Below are 3,158 nucleotides of genomic sequence, written 5' to 3'. Positions count from 1 at the left end.
GCCGGCCGGTGATCGGGAGTCGAAGCTTGCGCCCCACCAGCGCGGCATAGCGCCCGTCGTCCGGGTGGACCGCGACCGCCATGTCGGCGAGCATCGTTTCCGGCCGGGTCGTCGCCACGTGGACGAAGCCGGAGCCGTCTTCCAGCGGGTAGCGAAGGTGCCAGAACTTGCCCTGCACTTCCTTGGTCTCGACTTCGAGGTCGGAGATCGCAGTGCCGAACTTCGGGTCCCAGTTGACGAGGCGCTTGTCGCGGTAGAGCAGGCCGTCGCGGTAGAGCTGGACGAACACCTTCAGGACGGCGCGGCTGAAGCCCTCGTCCATGGTGAAGCGCTCGTTTGCCCAGTCGCACGAGGCGCCGAGGCGGCGGAGCTGACGCGTGATCGCGCCGCCGGACTGCGCCTTCCACTCCCAGACTTGCTCGACGAAAGCCTCGCGGCTCATGTCCGTCCGCTTCACGCCCTGGCTCTCGAGGTTGCGCTCGACCACCATCTGGGTGGCGATGCCGGCATGGTCCATGCCGACCACCCAAAGCGCGTCCTTCCCCTGCAGGCGCGCGTGGCGGATCAGGATGTCCTGGAGCGTATTATCGAGCGCGTGGCCGATGTGGAGCGATCCCGTCACGTTGGGCGGGGGGATCACGATCGTGAACGGCTCGGCATCGGAGCGATCGGGGCGGAAAAGCCCCCTCTCCTCCCAATGAGGATACCACCGGCTCTCGATCGCGGCCGGGTCGAAGGTCTTCGGCAATTCGCTCATGCGGCCGCTCTTAGCGGGCAGCGGTGGCTCCGCCACCCCCTTTGAGCCAGCGGTCGAGCCAGGAGAAGACCTCGCCATACCATTGGATGCTGTTCTTCGGCTTCAGCACCCAATGGTTCTCGTCTGGGAAGACGAGCAGCCGCGAGGGTATGTTGCGGCGCTGGAGGGCGGTGAAGGCGGCGAGGCCCTGAGTCACCGGGATGCGGAAGTCCTTCTCGCTGTGCACCACCAGCATCGGCGTCTTCCACTTGGTCACGTGATTGACCGGGTTCCAGCGCTCGATCGCGGCGGCATTCTCGTAATAGGGCCCGCCGAGATCCCATTCGGTGAACCACAATTCCTCGGTCTCATAGGTCATGGCGCGAAGATCGAACACGCCGTCATGGTTGACGATGCACTTGAATGCGTCGGGCCAGTTCCCCTCGATCCAGTTCATCATGTAGCCGCCGTAGCTTGCCCCGAGGGCGCAGGCATTGGCGGTGTCGAGCTGACGATCTTCGGACGCAGCGGCGGCGAGGCCGAGCTGCAGGTCCTGGAGCGGCTTGCCGCCCCAATCGCCGCTGATGCTGTCGGTGAAGGCCTGGCCGTAGCCCGTGGAGCCGTGGAAATCGACCGTGACCGCAGCATAGCCGGGCGATGCGAACAGCATCGGATTCCAGCGATAGGACCAGGAATTGCCGAACGAGCTTTGCGGACCGCCATGGACCAGGAAGGCGACCGGAAGCTTGCCGCGCGCCGCCTTGGGCTTCACGATCTGGCCCCAGACCTTGTCGCCGCCCGCGCCCGCGAAGCTGAAGCGCTCGACGCTGACGGGGTCGAGATCCCGGAGCTTGTCCGCATTGACTTCGGTGAGACGGGCCGAGCGGCCCTTTGCGTCGATGCGGTAGAGGTCGTCGGGGCCGGTGAGGCTGTTCAGCGTGTAGACCGCGCCGCCGCTCCGGAGCGGAAGCACGTTGCCGACATTCCCCTCCTTCGTGAGCCGCGTCACCTTGCCGGTGCGCACGTCGACGCGGAAGGCGGGGTGGTCGAGCACCTCCTGCGCCGTCACGAGGAGGCTCCTGCCGTCCGGAGCCCAGGCGATCGATCCGACCGACCGGTCCCAGCCTTGAGTCAGCGCGCGGGTCTCGCCGGTGGCGAGGTTCCGAAGCTGGAGCACCTGCCGGTCGGCTTCGAAGCCCGGCCGCGCCATGGCCGCATAAGCGAGCCACTTGCCGTCGGGCGAGACGGCGGGAAGCGTGTCGGTGGCCTGGTTTCCGGCCGTGAGGTTCACCGGCGCACCGCTGCCGTCCGCGGGCACGGCGAAGATGTCCATGTTGGTGGAGGTGGATTCGATCCGCCCTGCCTCGCGCAAGGTGAAGAACAAGGTTCGCCCGTCGGGGCTCCAGGCGATCTCCTCATTGCCGCCGAACGGCTTTGAGGGCGCATCGCCGATGAGGGTGCCGCCGACCGGCGTTCCCGTCCCCACCGCCTTGCCGTTCACCAGCGGCAGGGTGAAGATGCGCGAACGCACGCCCGGCTCCGCCCAGGCATCCCAATGCTGGACGAACAGCTGATCGTAGGTGCGGCCGCTGCCGGTCTTTTCGGTCGGCTTCACTTCGGTGCAGCCGAGGGTCCTGCAGCGAAGGTCGAGATCGGCCCAGACCGCAAGCCGCTGCCCGTCCGGAGACAAGGAGAAGCCGGAAATATCGGTGGCCGCATCGGTGACCTGGACTGCCTTGGCGCCGCGCTCCAACCGCCAGACCTGCTGCTTGCCCGACTTGCTGGAGAGGAAGTAGATCTGGCGCCCGTCGGGCGAGAAGGCTGGAGAGGTCTCGTTCACGTCTGGCGTCGCCATCAGCCGCATCGGCGCGGCGCCGCGCGCCGCGAGATCCAGCACGAACAGGTCGTTGCGGCGCCTGTTGGCGGCAAGGTCGGTCTCGCTGAGTTGGTAGACGGCCCAGCGCCCGTCGGGCGAGACGGCAGGGGCGCCGATCCGCCTCAGCGTCGCGAGGTCGGTCGCGGTCATGGTGCGGGCGGAGGCGGCGGTTGGAGCCAGCGCGAGCGCGGCGAGGCTTGCGAGCAGGAGCTTTTTCATGGCGCCGGGGATTAGCACCGCCGCCCGAGCGGGCGCAATCGCCGCCTCAGAGGCTCTTGCCGGTGATCCTTGCGATCTCGCGGGCGACCATGTCCTCGACCATCTCGGGAAGGCGCTCGTCGAGCCACTGCTTCAGCATCGGCCGGAGCATCTCGCGGACGATCGCTTCCAGCGGCCCCTCGTTGGCCGGTCCGCCGGCGACGTGCTCGTTCTGCTGCCGCATTGCAGCCAGCGCGGCGAGCGACTGGCGGCTTGCGACCGCCGAGTCCGGAGACAGCAGCCCGTCCTCTTCGGACACCGGATCGCTGAGCTCCAGCACGTCTTCCT

Annotated in this window: 3 protein-coding genes; all 3 read right to left on the bottom strand. The window is 67.6% G+C overall.

Annotated features, from left to right (window positions below; translation table 11 throughout):
• Positions 1-757, bottom strand: a 757-nt coding sequence (locus VF662_RS06240; RefSeq protein WP_464138949.1) for a class I tRNA ligase family protein, incomplete at its 3' end; no start/stop codon positions are given.
• Between the two features lie 10 nt (positions 758-767).
• A complete protein-coding gene (locus VF662_RS06235; RefSeq protein WP_464138948.1) occupies positions 768-2,831 on the bottom strand; it encodes a prolyl oligopeptidase family serine peptidase in 2,064 nt (687 codons plus the stop codon).
• A gap of 46 nt (positions 2,832-2,877) precedes the next feature.
• The coding region (locus tag VF662_RS06230) for a DUF2497 domain-containing protein (protein WP_464138947.1) at positions 2,878-3,158 on the bottom strand (281 nt) is incomplete at its 5' end.

Source organism: Allosphingosinicella sp. (genome assembly GCF_036387215.1).
Taxonomy (GTDB): Bacteria; Pseudomonadota; Alphaproteobacteria; order Sphingomonadales; family Sphingomonadaceae; genus Allosphingosinicella.
This window is presented reverse-complemented; position numbering and strand designations above follow the sequence as displayed.

Excerpts from the sequence above, each read along its gene's own strand:
- VF662_RS06235 (WP_464138948.1), bottom strand. The coding sequence starts at position 2,831 with ATGAAAAAGCTCCTGCTCGCAAGCCTCGCCGCGCTCGCGCTGGCTCCA.